The organism is Paenibacillus sp. DMB20 (genome assembly GCF_000987955.1).
In the GTDB taxonomy this organism is placed as follows: Bacteria; Bacillota; Bacilli; order Paenibacillales; family Paenibacillaceae; genus Paenibacillus_AQ.
Genome location: NZ_LAZU01000036.1, coordinates 271,706 through 291,179, shown reverse-complemented (window position 1 = coordinate 291,179; position 19,474 = coordinate 271,706). Strand labels below are relative to the sequence as shown.

The 19,474-nt window shown below is 49.5% G+C and carries 19 protein-coding genes and 1 pseudogene; 3 read left to right on the top strand and 17 right to left on the bottom strand.

Annotation, left to right across the window (positions count from 1 at the left end; translation table 11 throughout):
* Positions 1–39: 39 nt before the first annotated feature.
* The 6 genes from XI25_RS20380 to XI25_RS20355 form a co-directional block, all read right to left on the bottom strand.
* Complete coding sequence (locus XI25_RS20380) at positions 40–1,056, bottom strand: LLM class flavin-dependent oxidoreductase (RefSeq protein ID WP_046679963.1); 1,017 nt, start codon at positions 1,054–1,056, stop codon at positions 40–42.
* 13 nt (positions 1,057–1,069) lie between these two features.
* Positions 1,070–1,822, bottom strand: a complete 753-nt coding sequence (locus tag XI25_RS20375; protein ID WP_046679962.1) for an amino acid ABC transporter ATP-binding protein — start codon at positions 1,820–1,822, stop codon at positions 1,070–1,072.
* On the bottom strand, positions 1,819–2,529 hold the full coding sequence (locus tag XI25_RS20370) for an amino acid ABC transporter permease (protein ID WP_046679961.1): 711 nt from the start codon (positions 2,527–2,529) through the stop codon (positions 1,819–1,821). The genes XI25_RS20375 and XI25_RS20370 overlap by 4 nt, the downstream gene beginning before the upstream one ends.
* Positions 2,530–2,533: 4 nt before the next feature.
* Entirely contained in the window at positions 2,534–3,307 is a 774-nt protein-coding gene (locus XI25_RS20365; RefSeq protein ID WP_046679960.1) for an amino acid ABC transporter permease, read from the bottom strand.
* 36 nt (positions 3,308–3,343) lie between these two features.
* Positions 3,344–4,177, bottom strand: a complete 834-nt coding sequence (locus XI25_RS20360) for a transporter substrate-binding domain-containing protein (RefSeq protein ID WP_046679959.1) — start codon at positions 4,175–4,177, stop codon at positions 3,344–3,346.
* 138 nt (positions 4,178–4,315) lie between these two features.
* Positions 4,316–5,194, bottom strand: a complete 879-nt coding sequence (locus XI25_RS20355) for a LysR family transcriptional regulator (protein WP_046679958.1) — start codon at positions 5,192–5,194, stop codon at positions 4,316–4,318.
* Between the two features lie 266 nt (positions 5,195–5,460).
* Between XI25_RS20355 and XI25_RS20350 the strand changes: the two genes are divergently transcribed.
* Positions 5,461–6,003: a GNAT family N-acetyltransferase gene (locus XI25_RS20350; RefSeq protein ID WP_046679957.1), complete on the top strand. Its 543-nt coding sequence runs from the start codon at positions 5,461–5,463 to the stop codon at positions 6,001–6,003.
* A 140-nt stretch (positions 6,004–6,143) separates the two neighbouring features.
* On the opposite strand, the gene XI25_RS20345 is transcribed toward XI25_RS20350, so the two are convergent.
* Positions 6,144–7,439 (bottom strand): MFS transporter, encoded by a 1,296-nt coding sequence (locus tag XI25_RS20345; RefSeq protein ID WP_442950423.1) that lies wholly within the window; start codon positions 7,437–7,439, stop codon positions 6,144–6,146.
* Between the two features lie 82 nt (positions 7,440–7,521).
* Entirely contained in the window at positions 7,522–8,415 is an 894-nt protein-coding gene (locus XI25_RS20340; RefSeq protein ID WP_046679956.1) for an AraC family transcriptional regulator, read from the bottom strand.
* Between the two features lie 104 nt (positions 8,416–8,519).
* On the opposite strand from XI25_RS20340, the gene XI25_RS20335 reads away from it, so the two are divergent.
* The gene (locus tag XI25_RS20335) at positions 8,520–9,455 is read left to right on the top strand and encodes a DMT family transporter (protein ID WP_046679955.1); all 936 of its coding nucleotides are present in this window, start codon (positions 8,520–8,522) and stop codon (positions 9,453–9,455) included.
* A gap of 100 nt (positions 9,456–9,555) precedes the next feature.
* On the opposite strand, the gene XI25_RS20330 is transcribed toward XI25_RS20335, so the two are convergent.
* Entirely contained in the window at positions 9,556–10,728 is a 1,173-nt protein-coding gene (locus XI25_RS20330) for a GNAT family N-acetyltransferase (protein ID WP_046679954.1), read from the bottom strand.
* 260 nt (positions 10,729–10,988) lie between these two features.
* On the opposite strand from XI25_RS20330, the pseudogene pdxR reads away from it, so the two are divergent.
* Positions 10,989–12,433, top strand: a pseudogene (pdxR, locus tag XI25_RS20325) (MocR-like pyridoxine biosynthesis transcription factor PdxR).
* Positions 12,434–12,551: 118 nt separating this feature from the next.
* On the opposite strand, the gene XI25_RS20320 reads toward pdxR, so the two are convergent.
* From XI25_RS20320 to XI25_RS20285, 8 genes are all read right to left on the bottom strand, one after another.
* Positions 12,552–13,094 (bottom strand): SCO family protein, encoded by a 543-nt coding sequence (locus XI25_RS20320; protein ID WP_046680011.1) that lies wholly within the window; start codon positions 13,092–13,094, stop codon positions 12,552–12,554.
* 46 nt (positions 13,095–13,140) lie between these two features.
* Complete coding sequence (locus XI25_RS20315) at positions 13,141–13,479, bottom strand: c-type cytochrome (RefSeq protein ID WP_235440012.1); 339 nt, start codon at positions 13,477–13,479, stop codon at positions 13,141–13,143.
* Positions 13,480–13,539: 60 nt separating this feature from the next.
* Positions 13,540–14,391, bottom strand: a complete 852-nt coding sequence (gene cyoE, locus XI25_RS20310; RefSeq protein ID WP_046680009.1) for a heme o synthase — start codon at positions 14,389–14,391, stop codon at positions 13,540–13,542.
* A gap of 11 nt (positions 14,392–14,402) precedes the next feature.
* Positions 14,403–14,729, bottom strand: a complete 327-nt coding sequence (cyoD, locus tag XI25_RS20305; RefSeq protein WP_046679953.1) for a cytochrome o ubiquinol oxidase subunit IV — start codon at positions 14,727–14,729, stop codon at positions 14,403–14,405.
* 1 nt (position 14,730) lies between these two features.
* Positions 14,731–15,330 (bottom strand): cytochrome o ubiquinol oxidase subunit III, encoded by a 600-nt coding sequence (gene cyoC, locus XI25_RS20300; RefSeq protein WP_046679952.1) that lies wholly within the window; start codon positions 15,328–15,330, stop codon positions 14,731–14,733.
* The gene (locus XI25_RS20295; RefSeq protein ID WP_046679951.1) at positions 15,330–17,318 is read right to left on the bottom strand and encodes a cbb3-type cytochrome c oxidase subunit I; all 1,989 of its coding nucleotides are present in this window, start codon (positions 17,316–17,318) and stop codon (positions 15,330–15,332) included. The genes cyoC and XI25_RS20295 overlap by 1 nt, the downstream gene beginning before the upstream one ends.
* Positions 17,319–17,354: 36 nt before the next feature.
* Complete coding sequence (gene cyoA, locus XI25_RS20290; RefSeq protein ID WP_046680008.1) at positions 17,355–18,269, bottom strand: ubiquinol oxidase subunit II; 915 nt, start codon at positions 18,267–18,269, stop codon at positions 17,355–17,357.
* Positions 18,270–18,428: 159 nt separating this feature from the next.
* Positions 18,429–19,355, bottom strand: coding sequence for a COX15/CtaA family protein (locus XI25_RS20285; protein ID WP_046679950.1), 927 nt, complete (start codon positions 19,353–19,355; stop codon positions 18,429–18,431).
* Positions 19,356–19,474: the final 119 nt, after the last annotated feature.

Genomic DNA, 19,474 nt, shown 5'->3' with positions numbered 1-19,474 from the left:
AAACCTCCTTGTAATGATCCCAGTTTGAGGGTTGCACATTTACGCTTCGGCAGGCACTTCAGCCAAAGCTTCGCTAAGCAGCCGAAAGGAACGGAGGCGCTTGGGAAAGGGCTGAATGTTGCTGGTCACGATGAACTCGTCGACCCCGGTTGCCTTTTGTAGCTCAAGCAGTTTCGCCCGGACCGATTCTTTCGTCCCTTTCGTAATGAAGGGCTCCTGTTCCTCTATCGTATAGGGCTCGCCCGACTGCCTCCCAAATTCCTCGGCCTGTTCCAGGGTACCGAGCGTCAGCGTCCTTCCGCCGGCGAGATGAATCTTCACAAGCTTTTGCGAACCGGCAAGCTTAGCCGCTTCCTCCTCGGTATCGGCAACGATGACCGAGAGAGCCACCATGACCTGCGGCTCCGTTCCATGGGATGGGTCATAGGCGCTCCGGTAGGTCCGAATCGCTTCCAACGCCGCGGACTCATCCCCATTAATGAATAGCGAGAATACATAAGGCAGGCCCAGTCCGGCTGCGATTTCCGCGCTGCCAACGCTTGCGCCCAGCACATACAGCTCGGGAGCCGTCTCCGGCAGGGGAGCGGCACGTAATCCCGAGAGGGGATGTTCCTCTTCGAGTCGATTATGTACGAACTTTCCCAGCTCCACGATTTTGTCCGTCAGATTCGCCTGATCCTCTACTCCCCGCTGAAGTGCCTGCGTGCTTCGCGGCAAGCCGCCGGGCGCGCGGCCAATGCCCAAATCCACGCGTCCCGGAGCGAGAGAGGCCAGCACATTGAAATTTTCGGCTACCTTGTAAGGGCTGTAATGCTGGAGCATGACGCCGCCGGATCCGACGCGGATCGTCTTTGTTTTCGCCAAGAGATAAGAGATCAAAACCTCGGGCGAGGAACCCGCCACATGGTCGGAATCATGGTGCTCCGATACCCAGAACCGGCGAAACCCCAGTTCCTCCGATATTTGTGCCAGAGAAACCGTATGCGCAAAAGCTTCCGAGGGTGTTTCCCCGGGAAAAATCGGACTTTGATCAAGCACGCTTATCGTTATCCCCATAACTGTCGGCCTCCTAAATGCTATAGTTGAGTTCAGGCGTAATCCGCTTCAGAAACTGCTTGGTCCTGTCTTCGCGAGGATGGTTGAACAGTTCAGCCGGAGCTCCCTCCTCCACGATGACGCCGCCGTCCATAAACACGACATGGTTTGCCACGTCCCGGGCAAAGCCCATCTCATGGGTCACGACGATCATCGTAATGCCTTCCTTGGCGATCTTGCGGATGACCGCCAGCACCTCTCCCACAAGCTCCGGATCCAATGCCGATGTCGGTTCGTCGAACAGGATCACTTCAGGCTCCATGGCGAGCGCCCGGGCAATGCCGACCCGCTGCTGCTGGCCTCCCGAGAGCTGGCTCGGATAAGCGTCCAGTTTTCCGGCAAGCCCTACTTTTTCGAGCAGCGCAATGCTTTTCTCCCTCGCTTCTTCCCTCGGCATTTTCTTCACGATGACTAAGCCTTCCATGACGTTTTCCAGCGCCGTCTTGTGCTTGAACAGATTGTACTGCTGAAAGACCATGGCCGACCTCCGGCGAAGCGTTTGGATCTCCTTCTTCGTGGCGCGCTTGCAGCTTAGCTTGAAATCGCCGATGGCAATTTCCCCGTCGCTTGGCTTCTCCAGATAATTCACGCAGCGCAGAAGCGTGGTTTTGCCTGACCCGCTCGGCCCGAGGATGACAACCACTTCGCCTTTGTTGACCGTCAGATCAATGGATTTCAGCACATGATTCCGGCCGAAGGACTTCGAAATATTCGTCAGCTTAATCATGCGACTCCCCCCCGATTGTAAAGATTGATTCGTTTCTCAAGCTGCGCCGTCAGCCTTTCGATCAGGAGGGTAAGCCCCCAAAAAATAGCCGCAGCCGCCAGGTAAGACTCGAAGAACTTCCAGTTGGTCGATGCCACGATTTGCGCTTGGGCGTTAATGTCCACAACCGATACGGTAAAAACCAAGGTCGAGCCGTGAAGCATGCCGATCACCGAGTTGGACAGGTTAGGCAAGCTGACTGCCAGCGCTTGCGGGAATACGATCCTGCGCAGCGCTTGGACCGTCGTCATTCCGACCGAATAGGCGGCTTCCATCTGACCGCGGTTGACTGCCATCAGCCCGGAGCGGATCACTTCCGACATGTAAGCTCCCGCGGTAATCGAGAACGATATAAACGCAAACCAGATCATCGGAATGGAGGAAGATCTCAAGCCCCAGCCCCATTGAGAGGAAACAGCATCCAGAATCGCCGGCAAGCCAAAGTAGATCAGCAGCAGATGCGTAAGCATGGGCGTACCGCGGATAAAGGTGATATAAGCAGCAGCAATCTGGCTCAGCAAGGGAACTTTGTAGATCCGGACCAATGAGGTTATCAGCCCGATGACAAACCCCGCCGTGACCGATACGGCGGTGATCAACAGGGTGGTCGGAACGGCGGACAGCAAATTCACAAAAGCCGTCCAAATGAATGATGGATCGATTTTCACGGCTCTACGCCTCCTTTTTCAGTCCCATTTCCGGTATCATGAGCCGGCTTAATTTTTTCCGAATCCGGAATCCCTTTTTGACCGCCGCATTCGGAACCTCATGAAGCGTTAATCGCTGCTCGGCAAGCTTCAGCAGCTTCTCCAGCGCAAAGCTGACGATAAGGTAGATAAACGCTAAAGCAAGATACGCCTCGATGAAATGCTGGGTTATGCTGCCAAGCGTTTCGGCTTTTCCCGTCATCTCCATAAGCCCGAGGGTAAAAGCCAGAGAGGTGTCCTTCAGCAAAGCAATCACCATATTCGAAAAGACCGGGACCGCAATGGCAAGAGCTTGAGGGAGAACAATCCGGGTAAACGCTTGATGTCCCTTCATTCCCATGGCATATGCGGCCTCGACCTGGCCTCTGTCCACGGCCGCAACCGAGGCGCGGATCATCTCCGACATAAACGCTCCGGTATGAAGCCCGTAAGTCAGGATGACGAATACCAGGACCGGCGCGCGTGACAAGTCAATATGAGCCAGCTTCAAAATCTCCGGCAATCCGTAATAAAACAAGAACAGCTGAATCAGAATCGGCGTTCCTCTGAAAAACGAAACATACACTTTGGACAACGCATTCAGTACCGGTATCCGGTATAGACGGGGAAGGGCGATTAAAAATCCGGCGATCATCCCCAATAGCAGCGAGCTGCCGACTATTTGCAGCGTTACGCCCAGCACGGACAGAAGCTTCGGAATAAAGCCAAGCACGAACGAGAAATCGAACGGTGCACCCATGAACTACCCTTCTCCCTTCTTGGTTTTTTCCCTCGCTTATTTCGATGAGGTAAAGTCGTCACCCAGCCACTCCTTGCTCAGCTTCCCGAGCGTACCGTCGGATTTAAGCTCCTTGATCGCCCCGTCAACCGCATCCGCCAACTTCTGTCCTGCCGGATCATTCTTTCGGAAGACGAACAGGATGTCTCCCTCCGACAGTGGAGCCCCCGTCGCTTTAAGCTTGCCCCGGGGGTCGATAAGCGGCAGCGTAAAATCGGCGCCCAACGTGGCATCCACCCGGCCTGTCGTAATCTGGTTCACTGCATCATTCGCTGCGCCGTTCTGATAGACAATGTTAATCGCATTGTTATTTTCCTTGTTATAGTTTTCCAGAATCTGTGCAGCCGCACTGGTGGCCCCGGCCAGAACTTTCTTTCCTTTCAGGTCATCCATCGATTGAATCGAGTCATTGTCCTTGGCGACGATGATTTTGTTTTTCCAGTATGCATAAGGTTCTTTGTTGAAAAGATACTTTTCCGTTCGCTCCGGATTCTTCTCCATCTCGTGAGCAACAAAGTCGATCTTTTTCGTCTCCAGGCTCAGCAGCAGATTGGCGAACTCCATCGTCTGGAACTCGAATTCATACTCCGGCAACCGCCTATCGATTTCCCGGACCAACTCAACGTCAAAGCCCGTCAGCTTTCCGTTCTCGTCGATAAAGCAAACCCTCGGAAAGGCCGTGCCTGTACCGACCACGATTTTGGTTGCACTTCCTTCGGCAGCGTTCGCCGGGTTAACTTTGTGCGTCACCCCGTTATTCGCACCCGCTCCGCATCCGGCGATCACCCCTGCCAACAGGATTAAAACTGCTGTTCCAACCGATTTTTTCACGACCTCATCCCCCTTCAACTTCGTTTGTCCCACAATTCGATAATTCCGATGGTTTTAATAAGAATTATGTTGACACTAACTTTAACGCGATTTTCCGAACGCGTCTAATAGAGTTTTTCTATTCGTCCATGCAATTCATTAATGGGATAATTGACCGCCGAGTTCCAGCACGGATTCCAAGAAATCTTTGTTCTGACCCGCCAAGGAGATCAGATTGGTCTGCATGGAGATGCCCAACGTCTCCTTAATGTCCACCGGAATCAGGCGTCCCTCGTCAACTTCCTGCCGTGCGCATAGGCCTGGGAGAAAGCAAATCCCGGCTCGCTCTAAAACCAGCTTTTTGGCCGTTTCGGAATTGTCCACTTGAAATACAATGTCCGGCTGCTGTTCTAGGTTCTCGAATACCCTATGAATCCGCAGCCAGTCCAGGGAGCCGCATTCGAAAAACACGAGCCTTTCATGCCTTAGATCGCGGATCGACGCCCTTTCGGCGGTTGCCAACGGATGATCCTTATAAACGTACAAGCGAATGGGGTCTTCGAAGAACGGATAGGATTGAAAGGCCGGATTCATCAGCTTGCGGACAAAGGCAAAGTCAATATCTTTGGCCGAGAGCTTAACGGCCAGCTCTTCCGTAGGAGCTGTGGTCAATTTAAAGTGAATATCCGGAAAACGCCGGTTTAAAACCATGAGAAGCTGCGGCATGAAGTAGTTGGAAATCGAGACCGTGCTTCCGATTCTCAGCACATTGGGCATCGCTTGATTGGACTGAAGGTGATGTTTCCCTTTTTGAAAGGTTTGAAGGATTTGCTGGGCATAGGGAAGAAACTGCCTGCCTTTATCCGTCAGATGAATCTGTTTCCCCAAACGATCGAACAGTCTGCAGTCGAGCTCGCGTTCCAGCGACTGAATGCGCGCCGTCACCGTCGGCTGCGAGAGAAAAAGAACGTCGGCGGCCTTGTTAAAGCTGCCGTAATGGTTAATGTAGACAAAGGCCTCGATATTTTCGATATTCAAGTTTGGCACCCCCAAAACGCAATTTAATCACATTATTCTTATAAATTTAGGCGGTTTTAAGTCGACAGTGGGTTATAAATTATTCTTATCTTAGGCAGTTGGCAAATCATTGTCAATCCTTATATCCTTATAGAGTTTTTTAATTAAGCCATTAATAATCTTGTTTTCCCATGTGATAAATCGGTTTTGATTGATATACTGTTCACAACTTATCGCAAAATGCTTCTTTGGTAAACATGAAGACCGACAATGAGGAGTGATGAAGAATGAATCCCATACAACAAGTGGTTCTACGGGATGCCCGGGAGTGGGAACGCGAGGCCGTGGCGGCCGTAATGCTGGAGTCCTATCAGCAATATGCCTTGGATATGCCTAAGGAACGATGGGAGGAGTACCGGGATTCGATTCGGAAGTCCGCGTACGGCAATGCTCCGCATGCCCGCATTGTAGCCGAGCTTGGCGGAAAAATCGTCGGCAGCGTTCAGCTCTTTCTTTCCTCGGAAGCCGCTTACGGCAAGCCGGAAATGGGAATCCATTCGCCGATTATCCGCCTCCTTGCCGTATCTCCAGCCGCCAGGGGACGGGGCATCGCTACGCTTCTAATTCAGGAAGCCGGCCGAAGATGCATTCAGCTCGGGGCAACCACGTTGAATCTCCATACCTCCGACATGATGGCCTCCGCTGTGAATCTTTATGAGAGGCTCGGCTTTGAGCGGGCCTATGAGACGGATACGACCAATGGAGAAACCCTCGTTAAAGGATACCGGCTGGAGCTGCCCGGGTCATCGCTGCTGCACAGCGCAATATGAATCCCTTCGGGATAAGCCAAAAGCCTAATGCGTTATGCCTATGCTATAGTCATGACATACATAGCCGACAAAAAAGTAAGCCGTGCCTCGATCAATTGAGGTCCGGCTTACTTTTCATGATTAACGAAATCATAACGATCCTAACTGCGTTTGCTGCGCGACCAGAGGACGACCGGGATAAGCAGCAAGGAACTGAGGCCTCCAGTAATGGAGAGGACAGCAAAGCTGGAATTCGCAACAACCATCCCGGACAATGCGCCGCCCGAAGCGCCTGCCAATGCAACCAGAACATCAACGGTCCCCTGCGTTTTCGCTCGAATGTGTTCAGGCGTTGCATCAATGATCTGCGCGGTGCCGCTGATCAAACCAAAGTTCCAACCGATTCCGAGCAGCGCCAGCGCAGCGATAAGCGCCGCCATTGAATCGGGCGGTGCCCAAGCGGCCAGGATTCCTGCCAAAAGCAGCGTAATGCCTGAGGCATACGACATGATCGTTCGTCCGAGCTTATCTACAAGGACGCCGGTCACAAGGGAAGGGAGATACATGGCAGCGATATGAATGCCGATGACAAGCCCTACCTCGCGTAAACTGTGTCCGTGATGCTTCATGTGGACCGGTGTCATCGTCATGATCGCGATCATGACGATTTGAGTCAAAACCATGACGGTTGTCCCGACGATAATCCCCCTGTTGCTCATTGCTGTTCCGGTACTGCTTGATTCTGAGACCTTGACCTGGTCTGTCTTCTGCGCTTCCGCGATGGCTTTTGCAACGATGAATGGATCCGGGCGAAGCCAAGCCAGGAGCACCAGTCCGGCAAGGGTGAAAGCTGCCCCCGCCAGAATGAACGGACCCGCCAATGCGGGAACGCCTATGGACGCCGCGAACCGTCCCATCACATCCACCAGATTGGGGCCCGCTACCGCGCCAAACGTAGTGGATACCATGGCCATGCTGACCGCCCTTGCCCGCTGATTAGGTTGGGCCAAGTCGGTGCCGGCATAGCGCGCTTGCAAGTTTGTGGCCATGCCGGCGCCATAGACGAGCAGCGAAACATACAGCAACGGCAGATGATCGGCGACTGCCGCAAATACGATACCGAAGGCGCCGATGCCCCCGGCCAAAAAACCCGATGCCAAGCCCGCTCGTCGGCCGAAACGTTGAGAAAGCCGCCCTACCAGAAATGCTGCGGCGGCAGAACCGAGCGTGATCAGCGCCGCAGGAATCCCCGCATAGCTGTCCGTACCGATCATGTCCTGGGCAAGAAGAGCACCGACGGTTATCCCTGCAGCAAGCCCGGCTCCGCCTAGGATTTGGGAAAGGACCACGATCATCAAGGTTTTTTGATAGAGCTGCCGCTGCTTTTCCGTAGAATCGACGTATTTTTGCAGCGTTTCTTTTCGCCCGTTCACTTTTTCTTTTACATTATATTCCAACAAGCTTTATAACCACCTTTATGGTGAAGGGACCGACTCCAGGTAAGTATCCGGCTTCAGTTTCTTCTTTCGGATAAGAATATCATTCATTTGTATGTCGTTGATTTTTCTTGTATGCCAGCGGCGTCATGCCCATGATACTTCTAAATTTATTTATGAAATAGCTGGTGCTGTTAAATCCGATTTGGTAGGCCGCTTCGGTAACGTTAATTTCAGGATCTTGAAGCAGGTTCAGGCTTTTTTGAATACGATACTCGATGACGTAATTTAACGGCGTCGTCTTTAGAAACTGTTTGAAATACCGGCAGGTTTCCGAACGGCTCAATTGGCCGACTCGTGCTATATCTTCCAACAGGATTTTCTCGGCATAATTCTGATGTATCCAATGCAGCATCTGCTTCATTCGGTGACTCTTCATCATTTTGGCGTGATCATACTTTAAAGGAAACCCATTCGCGGCTAAATTTTTCCATATTATAGTTAGCTGGTTCATGATCTCGATTTCATATAATGTTGATTGTTGTTTAATGTTGTGGCTGATCTCCTGAATGGCCGATAATATGTTTCTTCCCCAATTCTCGTTGGGATCCAGGAGCAAGTGAGTTAGATTGGTTGCATGTACGTAGGGATAAACATGGGTGGCATACAGCGCTTGAGGCAAAATGAAATCAGGAGAAACGTTCAAACAAATATATACGCAACCCGATCGGTTATGGTCTTTTGCCATATGCAGGCAGCCGCTGTTTATGAACAGCCCCTCCCCTTTTTCGAGATATACCTCCTCATCGTTGATTTGAAAAACCGCTTCCCCTTCTACAATCAGAATAAATTGTATTTCATCATGCCAGTGGAGCGGGATATAGCCGTTTATATTACGGTTGATCTGGGTTTCGTAACATGCCAAAGGCAGCGCAACCGTACGGTGTTCGGTCAGCTCTTTCAAGTCATGATCAATTTTAAAATCTTTGATTTGCACATGCCACCTCAATATATTTATACTTTTCCATTCGATTTTTGTATTTTAAAATAGAATGACCGCTTAGTATAGTACTATAATTATATTGAAGTGGAGAGTCAACCATGAAGAAACCTGCAAGAAAAACCGGATTAATCCTCGTTACAACGGGCGCTGTATGTTGGGGTGTTGGAGGTACAGCGGCACAAAAACTCTTTCAGCAATATGCCGTCGATGTCAGTTGGCTCGTAACGTTGCGTTTGCTGGTGGCGGGTCTTTTGCTCCTAACCGTTCAATTTTTTGCAAAAGACCGTTCCCAGATATTCGGTGTATGGAAAAATAAAAGAAATGCCGTGCAACTGCTGATCTTCGGCCTGCTCGGTATGTTAGCGGTTCAGTACACGTATATGGCATCCATTAAGCATGGCAATTCGGCCGTTGCGACATTATTGCAATATTTGGCTCCCGTAATGATCATCATTTATTTGATATTGAGAAAACAAGCTGTTTTTGCCCGGCAGGACATGCTAACCGTTTCCCTTGCTTTAGCGGGCTGCTTCTTCCTGTTAACCAACGGATCGGTCTCCAAGTTGTCGGTGCCGGCTCCGGCCATCGTATGGGGGATTCTTTCCGGCATAGCGTTGGCCTTCTATACGTTGTATGCCGTTCCTCTGCTAAAGCAATACGATTCGCTGGTCATTGTGGGCTGGGCTATGATGATCGGCGGTACCGCATTGAACTTTGTCCATCCCGTCTGGAAACAGGACATCTCAAGTTTGAAACCGGAAGTTTATTTATACTTGGCCTTCATTATCCTCTTCGGTACCATGATTGCCTTCTGGTTTTATATTGAAAGTCTCCAAAGTTTATCTCCCAAGGAAACAAGTCTATTGGGCAGTTTGGAACCGCTGGCAGCCATTGTCACGGCGGTAACTTGGTTAAAAGAGCCTTTCGGATTCTACCAATGGCTGGGTACCGCTTGTATCATAGGGATGATGATATTACTCGCATTTAACAAAAAAGTCGTTCCAAGTACTTCGGGGAACACTGGCCGCGATTAGCCAAAGGCATTGATCTGTTTTCATATGTAAGGTTGTCACGGCCGGAAAGCGCCCCCGTCACCAGGACTCCCAGAAATCCATAGCGAGGTTTATTCGCTGCTCAGAAAAAGTCCATAAGCAAGGATTGTCCCGCCGGAATCATGGATTCTAGCAGCGCCGCTTTCACGGGATCACCGTCAAGGCGTTTCATTCGGTATAATTCTTGAGGGCGTTTATAACCCATAAACAGCGCGGAAAGCGTCTGAATATCCGTTGACAGATCGGATGAAGCTGCGCCGGTTGAAGGCAGTTGAACCACGTCCGCCTTTCCCTGCCCGTTAACGCCCAGCTTCCACAATCCCTCATTCCATGGAGCTGCCGTATCCTTTACTTGGATCGTTAGTTCAGCCTCTCTATTCGCCGTAAAGGAATATTGTTCCATAAAGGATTTTAAATCTACAATTCGTGCCATAAAATATGGGACGATTTCCTGGGTTACGCGCGGATCGGGCAGCATAAAGGGCAACTGGTCATCTCCCGGCACCATGGTCAACTCCACTTGTTCAATGCGGGAGTCATGGTTTCCGAAAAAGGTCCACAGCGCACTCCGCGCTTCTTCGTTCAGATATACGAATTCGTCGCATACCAGTTTTTTATCTTGAAGCTTATACAGCACATAACCTTGCGGTTCGCCTTCGGCCGAATAATAAACGGCACTGTACCCGTATTCCTGCAGAACGGATCGTTTCCACCAGGCTTCGTCCCGCACAAGGGTACCGTTATATCGGCCTGCAAAGGATTGGTACATCGAATCGAGCGTAGGGATGTCCGTTACGTCTCTGGTAACCTTTCCCGGCACATCCACTTTGGGCGGAAAGCTTTTTACGGGGATCGTGTATTTTTTATACTCTGCGTATAGCTCCCATCCGAATTTACGGTAAAACGGGATCGAAAACGGATGCAGGAAGGATAGCGTCTGTCCCTTGTTCTTCATTTCTTGAAGCGCATGTTTAAGGAGTGTGGATACATGCCCCTTTCTGCGGTTCTCCGGCCAAGTTGCCACTCCCGCAATGCCGCCCATATCCAAAATCCCGCCTTGCAGGTAAACTTGAAAAGGGAGAATGGTCAGTTTCGCTTGCAGTTCTTCTCCCTCAAAAATCCCCCAGAATCGTTCAGGCTCGAAATGCGCTTTGCTGGTTTCTTTTTGCTCCGGAGTCATAGTATATTGAAAAGCATATTCGGATAATTTCGTGCTAGCGTCAAATTCGTCCGGCTTTAACTGTCTGATTTCCATAATTTCACCTCTTCATAGTTTGGGGTCTGGATGATGAGACATTGCTGCATGATTTCTCCATTTTATCACAATCGCCATGCGCTACAAACAAGAAAACAGCATGAAATGAACCTTCCATTACCTTTGGCGTTATTCCCAACGGATAGATCCATATTTGTCATATAAATGATACATAATCGGGTTTCAGCAAAAAGGAAGGGTGTTATGATAAAAATCATAGATTTTATTCGCTCTATATACATGTGGAAAGGGTGAAAAACGTGTGGAAACCTGATCGCGGAAGCAATCAGCCTCTTTATCAACAAATCGCGGACGATCTCGAACAAAGAATATCCTATGGAGAGTTTCCACCAGGAAGTTTGCTTCCTTCCGAACGAAAATTGGCAGAACAATTGGGAGTCAACCGGAGTACCGTGGTTCTGGCTTATGCTGAGCTACGTTCGCTAGGAATTATAGAAAGCAGATCGGGAAGCGGAACGAGAGTCAGCAAAACGAAATGGGGAGCCACCCCCAAACATACGCCCAATTGGCATCGTTATGCGGAAGGCGGAAACTTCCTGCCTAACCTGCCCTTTTTGCGCCGGATTCGGGTGGCTCTGGAGCAGGATCCGTCCATCATTGATTTTGCCAGCGCGAGCTCGCCGGAGACTTGGCACCGATTGACGAGATCAATGCCATCATGAACGAAAAACAGTATACATCCTATTTCGGTTATGACAACCCCCAAGGATATATGCCTCTTAGACAGGCCTTGGTTGCATTTCTTAAAAAGTATCGCGGCATCCAGGCGACGGAATCGTCCATCTTGATTACATCCGGTTCGCAGCAATCTTTATACCTGATCACCCAATGTTTGTTGTCTCCGGGCGATGCCGTTGCCATTGAGGATCCGTCTTACTGTTACTCGCTGCCCATGTTCCAGTCGGCAGGCCTTCGGTTGTTCAGGCTTCCCGTTGATGAACACGGCGTGCAGCCTGAGGAAATACGTTCCCTGTTCAAAAAGCATAAAATCAAAATGCTGTTTATCAATCCGAACTTTCAGAATCCGACAGGCGCTCTATTAGCCAGTGAGAGAAAAAAACAACTGCTTGATATTGCCAGCGAACTTGGCCTCCCTATCGTAGAGGACGACCCTTTTAGTTTAACCGCTTATAAGGGCACGCCTCCTACACCTTTAAAATCGTTGGATACGATCGGGTCCGTGCTTTATATCGGCTCTTTTTCGAAAATTGCCGCATCCGGATTGCGCGTCGGATGGATGGTGGCACCCCATTCCGTGGTCGAGAGGCTGGCGGATGCCAGACAGCAGATGGATTTCGGGCTTAGCGTTGTACCGCAAAAGGTTGCCGCCAGTTTCCTGAATTCCCCGTATTTCGATCCCCATATGGATCGGCTGCGGTCAACGCTGCTTTACAAGCGGGATTTGATCATCGAGGCCATTCAACATGAAATGCCGGAGCTTGTGGAGTTCCCCGTTCCTGAGGGAGGGCTGCATTTGTGGTGTAAAATCGTGCCTGAGGTGAATGACGCCAAGTTACTTGATGCCGCGATTCAAAGAGGGGTCATCTTCGTGCCTGGAAGCGTGTACGGATCGGCTTCCGGTTATGTGCGGTTTACCTATGCCCGTGCCAGAACCGAAGATATTCTTGTCGGCACAGCCAAATTCGCGGAAGCGCTTCGATCGATATTAGATGAAGGACCGTAAGATAATTGCTCCTGTGCTTAAGCTGTTCGATTGACCACTAAAAAAGGTGCGTGATAAGATTTTGTGACGTCCAGAATCTTTACCATGCACCTTGATTGTTTTATATTTCCCTTCCGGTTTATCGTTGCAAAGCTTTCACGTCTTTAATGATTTTGTCGTATGGAGTATCCGTGGTCCCGTCATACTTGGCGACAACCGTTCCGGATTGGTCGACAAGGTAAAAAGAAGTACCGTGTATCACTTGCTCTGAAGCGGCATCCACAACAAGGGGCGACTTAAAAGATTTCAGAACGAACGACTTTATCTCTTCGTATTCGTAACCGGTTAAGGCATGCCAATTCGAAAACTCAGCATCAAACTTTTCCAAATAGCTTTTCAATGCCGCAGGGTCATCACGCTCCGGATCGACGGAGAATGAAACCAGTTCAGCCTCTGCCCCCGCTTTTTTCAATCTCTTCTGAAGCTCCGCCATATTGGCTGTCATCGTCGGGCACACCGTAATGCAATGCGTGAAGACAAAATCCGCAATCCATACTTTACCGCTTAAATCGGACAACGAAACGATCTCTTCATCCTGATTGATAAATTCAAAAGGTTCGACCGGGATGTTTAGCTGATTGGGTTTGGAATTGCCGCAGGCCGTTGCGATTCCCAGAATCATTACAAGCAGTCCGGCTAAAGCAAAAATTCTCAAATCATACTCCTCCTTACTTCATTTTGGCCAGCCATTGAACTAAAATCTGAATCTCGTTGTCCTCTAACAGCTTATTAAAAGAAGGCATGCCCTTCGAGCCATCCCGGATGATTTCGTTGATTTTTTCCTCGGTTATGTTCGAGCCGATATTTTGCAGGTTTGGCCCTACTTTGCCGCTTAAGTCGGCGGCATGGCAGGAAATGCATTGACTTCTGTACAATGCTGCAGCCTCTTCATCTTCGGGAGACGAAATCGTCGCCTGAAGTGCCGGCTCATCCACCGCTTTCGGGTTGCAGGCGCCAAGGAAGATTACTGCCAGAACGGCCATGAACAAGCCGAGTATTCTCCTCACTGGCTCACTCTCCTCTCCCCTTAAAAATCAGGAATGGTTATATTAGATTTAAAATGCCTTTCAAGCGTTATCCAAGATCATCGTGACAAACACTATCATCAAGTAATTTACCGAAATCAAAAAATTCGTTTTAGCCCACCGCTCATTTTGGAACTTCGTAATACCACGAACGGTATGCCATAACCAAAGCAAACTTCCAAACAAAGATACGGTCAGGAATACAATACCCGAATAATCATATAAAAACATAAGAATAACCGTCGGTAGCAGAAGCGCGACATAAGGAATCATCTGCAAATTCGTGCGTCTGACCCCTTTTCTTACAGGCAAAAGCGGAAATCCGGCGGCTGTATACTCATCCACCCGTCGTATGGCAAGGGACCAGAAATGTGCCGGCTGCCACAAAAACAACAGGCAAAATAAGAGAAAAGCTCCTAAATCCAGTCGGTTCGTGATTGCACAATAACCGATAACGGGCGGCATTGCGCCCGAAATACCACCGACGGCCGTACTCCAGGTCGATGTTCTTTTCAACCACATCGTATAAACAACAATATAGACGAGCATGCCGAGCAACCCTAGTAAGCCGCATAGCACATTGGCCTTCCAAAACAATATGGTTTCTCCTGCGATACCGAGCACAAGGGCACACAAGACAGCATGCGATCGCTTTATTCGCCCTTCTGCCAGAGGTCTGACTTTCGTTCGATCCATCTTGCGGTCCAGTTTATAATCCCACACATTGTTAAAAACGCAGGCGGATGACATCGTCAGGGTTGTCCCGATCAGCGTCCATAGCAGTAAACTTCCGTTTATTCCGCCTTCGGAGGCCAACCAGAAGCCTCCGAAGGCGGCAATGAGATTAAGCTGAAGGATGCGCGGTTTGGTTAAGTGCAGCCAATCCGCCAACATGCTCTTTTTTTTCATACAGCCACCATGTTGTTAAGCATGATCCATATCGATCCAGCGACAATAACGACCAAAATCACCAGACCCAGAATCAAGGAGATCAAATTGTAGCGGGGGTTCTTTTCCTCCCGTAAATGCATGAAGAACAATAATTGAACGAACAGCTGCATTACGGCGGCTATCATCAGCACGATCGACAACATGGTACCCTGAAGCCATTCGTTCATGACCATCGCAACCGGAATCGCCGTTAAAATCAAGGAGCAGATAAACCCGATCGTATACGATTTAAAGGAACCATGATGCTCCTCCTGTGCATGAGCCGAGTTCAAATCCGTCATGTTAGCTCACCCCCATTAAGTACACGATCGTGAACACGAATATCCAAACAACATCAAGGAAATGCCAGAAAAGGCTAATGATATTGACTTTCCGCGTCGTTACCGGCGTAATGCCTCTTCTGGACAACTGAATGATTAATGCAACAATCCACACCAGTCCAAACAATACATGGATACCGTGCGTACCCACCAATGTGAAGAACGCCGATAGAAACGCACTCGTGCCAATCGAGGCACCTTCATCCGTCAAATGAACGAATTCGGTGATTTCTAGACCGAGAAAAACGGCACCGAGCAGTGCGGTAACGCCGAGCCAGCTTAGCAGGGCTCTTACTTTCTTTTTATGCATGGCCAGCACGGCGAGCCCGCAAGTATAACTGCTCGTCAGCAATATAAAAGTACTTGCAATAATGCCGTTTATCTGGAACAGATCGGCAGCTCCCGGTCCTCCATCGGTGTTATGCCGAAGGACGATGTACGTTGCAAATAAAGTTCCGAAAATGATGACATCGGTCATTAAATAGATCCAGAAACCGAATGTCCGTACCTCCTCCATATCCGGATGGTCATGGCGGGACTCCTGCACATGGGATTGTGCCATTAAATAATCACCCTCCTTAAGTCCGCTTCCGTGCGTTCAATTTCATCGACAGGGATGTAGTAATCCGTATCATAGTTGTAGGAATGGTAAAGCAAACAAGCAGCTACGCCGCCCAATCCGGCAATGATGAACCACGGCCAATGGAATATGAATCCGAAACCGGCTATAAACCAGCAAGCCGACATGACAATGGGAGTGCCGGAGTTTTTAGGCATATGAATGGGTTCCCATTTTTTTGCCTGCGAAGGTTCGGACAGCCCTTGCCCCTGTTCTTTGCGCAACTTGCGCTCCCACCAATCATCCTGCTCGGTAACTTGCGGAAGGACCGCGAAATTGTATGCCGGAGCCGGAGATGGAATGGACCATTCCAGTGTGCGTCCGTTCCACGGATCACCTGTTGTGTCCGAATTATTTTTGCGATGCTTGAACCCATGAACGATCTGCCATACCTGGAACAAAAATGCAACCCCCATCAATGCTGCGCCAATCGTTGAAACGAAGTTCATTTCCCACCAGCCTTTGTCCCAACTATAGGTGACGACGCGACGGGTCATTCCCATGAGTCCGAGAATATATTGCGGCATGAAGCAGAAGTAAAACCCGATGTTCCAGAACCAGAACGCCCATTTCCCTATACGTTCATTCAGCTTAAAGCCGAACATTTTGGGCCACCAATAGTAAAGCCCTGCAAAATAACCGAACACCACGCCTCCTATAATGACCTGATGGAAGTGTGCGATCAGAAAGTAGCTGTTGTGGAATTGGAAGTCGGCCGGCGCAACCGACAGAAGCACTCCGGTCAGACCGCCGACAATAAAGCACGGAATAAACCCGATCGTCCACAACATGGGTGTTTCAAACGTGATTTTCCCCCTGAACATGGTGAAGAGCCAGTTGAACACTTTGACGCCGGTCGGTATGGCAATCAACATGGTCGTTAGCGCAAAGAATGCATTGACGTCCGCTCCCGATCCCATCGTAAAGAAATGATGCGCCCAAACGAGAAAAGACAATACGCTGATGATCATCATGGCGTACACCATGGATTTGTAACCGAACAGCTTCTTCTTCGAAAAGGTCGACACAATTTCAGAGAAAATCCCGAATGCGGGAAGCACAATAATGTAAACCTCGGGATGGCCCCACATCCAGATCAAGTTGATATACATCATCGGATTCCCGCCGCCATCCAGGGTGAAGAAATGTGCGCCGGCATATCGGTCTAAAAACAATAGAGCCAGAGTTGCCGTCAGGATCGGAAACGAAAAGATGATCGCGATACAGCTGGATAACACCGACCACGAGAACATCGGCATTCTCATCAGCTTCATTCCCGGGGCCCGCATTTTCAGGATCGTCACAATGAAGTTAATCCCGGTCATTAAGCTGCCGATACCCGAAATTTGTATACCCCAAATATAGAAATCCTGTCCGACTCCGGGGTTGTACTGAAGTTCCGAATAAGGAGGATATGCGAGCCAGCCCGCATCGGGCGACCCCCCGATTACGAATGACAGGTTAAACAACATCGCGCCTGAAAAGAACAGCCAAAAGCTTAGCGAATTCAAAAACGGGTATGCAACATCCCTGGCTCCGATTTGAAGCGGAACCATGATGTTGAACAGACCGAACATGAAAGGCATGGCCATAAATAAAATCATGATGACGCCATGCGTCGTAAAAATCTGATTATAGTGATCCGGCGGCAGGAACTCGACCCCCGGCATGGCCAGCTGAGCCCTCATGAGAATCGCATCGACTCCCCCGCGGAACAGCATTAGAAAAGCAGCTAAGATGTACATGATTCCGATCTTTTTATGGTCAACCGTGGTAAGCCATTCTCGCCACAGCCATTTCCACTTTTTAAAATAAGTTAACCCGGATATGATCGCTATCAGGGTTAGAACGATGGTGACATCCGCTCCGTATATTAGCGGATCTCCCGTTACAAAAAACTCGGAAGCGAAGTCTTTTACCTTATCCCACATGGACAAATCTCTCCTTACTTCATGATCCGAATAACATTAGCTCTCTTCTTTCGGTTTGATTTTTTGAGCCTCTCTCGTCGACAACCCATGGTTGTGAGAGGCTCCGTATTTCGTAACGGTCATCTCGAACAGCCCCTCAGGAAACTTGGAGAACGTTTGAACCTTGGAAGTCGAGGGTTCAACCAATCGCTTATATCCGTCCAATGTCAGCTTCGGCGAACCTGCTTTGACCCCTTCCACCCATTGATCGAATTGTTCCTGAGTGGTCGCTTCTACATCGAAATACATCTGGGCGAATTCCGTACCCGTAAAATTAGCCCCGGATCCCCAGTAATGTCCCACCTCATCGGCTTGGAGATGAAGTTTCATCGCCATGCCGGACATGGCATACATTTGTCCTCCAAGCTGCGGAATCCAAAACGAGTTCATTGGAGAATCGGCGGTGATTTCAAACCGAACGGGCACATCTTCCGGAATTTTCAACTCATTTATCGTTGCAATCCCCTGCTCAGGGTACTGGAACAACCACTTCCAATTTAGGGAAGTTACTTGAACGGTCAAAGGCTTCTTATCTGAGGCCAGCGGCTTTGATGGTTCCAATGCATATGTGGCTTTTACGGTTATTACGGCAAGCGTCAAAATAATAACGATTGGTATTCCCCACCAGATGATCTCCAGCTTGGTGCTGTGCTCCCAATTCGGCGTATAACGCGCTCTCCTTCCTTTTTTGTCACGGTATCGCCAGATGATAACCGCCGTAAGGATCAGCACGGGAACAATGACGATACTGCACAGCAAGAGCGATATCACCATTAGATCTCGCTGCTGCTCCGCAATGGGCCCCTTGGGGTTTAACACAATGATCTTTTCCGTACAGCCGGTTGTGGCCAGCGCCGTCATGATCGACATGACAAACAACATCATGTTTCGAAGCGCTTTTGGTCGTTTCATTTCCTTCAGCTCCATTCCACCTGCTATTTCCTGAATTACTCTATAAGAGAACGGACGGGGTGTCACCAGCCGCTTAACCAGAAAAAGAACAGGCCATGTTCAATTTTCCGTAACAAAAATCACATTAATAGCGATCGTTATCTCCTTTCCATGAACGTTTCAAGCTGCCGGCATTCTCCTTTTCCATGACCGAATGGACAGAGCTGCCAGTATGCTGAACAAGAAAACGGCCAAAACATTGTGAACGAGACTAGCAAACAGATAAACATCCGAATCATTCATAACGAACGTGAGCCAGGCCCCGCTGAATATTTGTGCCGTTACCAAAACAAGCAACCCGGTCGCCGAAATGGTAAAATCCGAGTGATTGCCTTTGGCTTCGTGCCGCCGAACAAGAACAAACAGAATGATTGCCAAAATCCATAATAGCGCAGCCGCCAACCGATGAATGAAAACGATCCCCGATGCGCCATACATATATGGGATGACCTGTCCATTGCATAAAGGCCAACCCATGCATCCGGCATCCGACTCGGTGTGACGAATGTACGCGCCAAGATAAATGACGATGCAGCTGTGCGCCCATGTCCCCCATACGATGACTCGAATGCGGGTTGGGATAGGAGCTGTATGGAAGCTCATTTTTTCTTTTTCCGTCCGGTACATCCATACGACAAGCAGCATGCAGCTTGCAACTGCAAGCAGAGCGATGCCAAAATGGAGCGCCATTACAGCCGGCTGCTGCGGCCACATGACTGCAGCAGCCCCCATCAAAGCCTGAACGATCGTAAAAAACAAAGTGCCGCCAGCATAGTACAATGCTTCCTTATGTGATTTGTAATAACGCCATGTCACAATAAAGGTTAGAAGAACCAGCAGTCCCACCACACCTGTGATCAGCCGGTGCGAATATTCGATCATGGATTCCAGCGTGTAAGCCGGGACAAATTTCCCGTTGCATAGCGGCCAATCGTCGCCGCAGCCTCTGCCCGATCCCGTTTTGGTTACGATCGCTCCGGCAAGCAATACGAAGAACATGCCGATGAATGAGGACCACGCGAGCAGTCGGTAACGTAGCGAAAACATTAGAATCACCTCTTATGTCTGTTTTTGTAAGGTACCCTCAACGAATATAATGATTAACACTACGATCGTGACCCTCCAATTAATAATTTGAGTCCCCATCCGTTGGACACAAAAAAGAC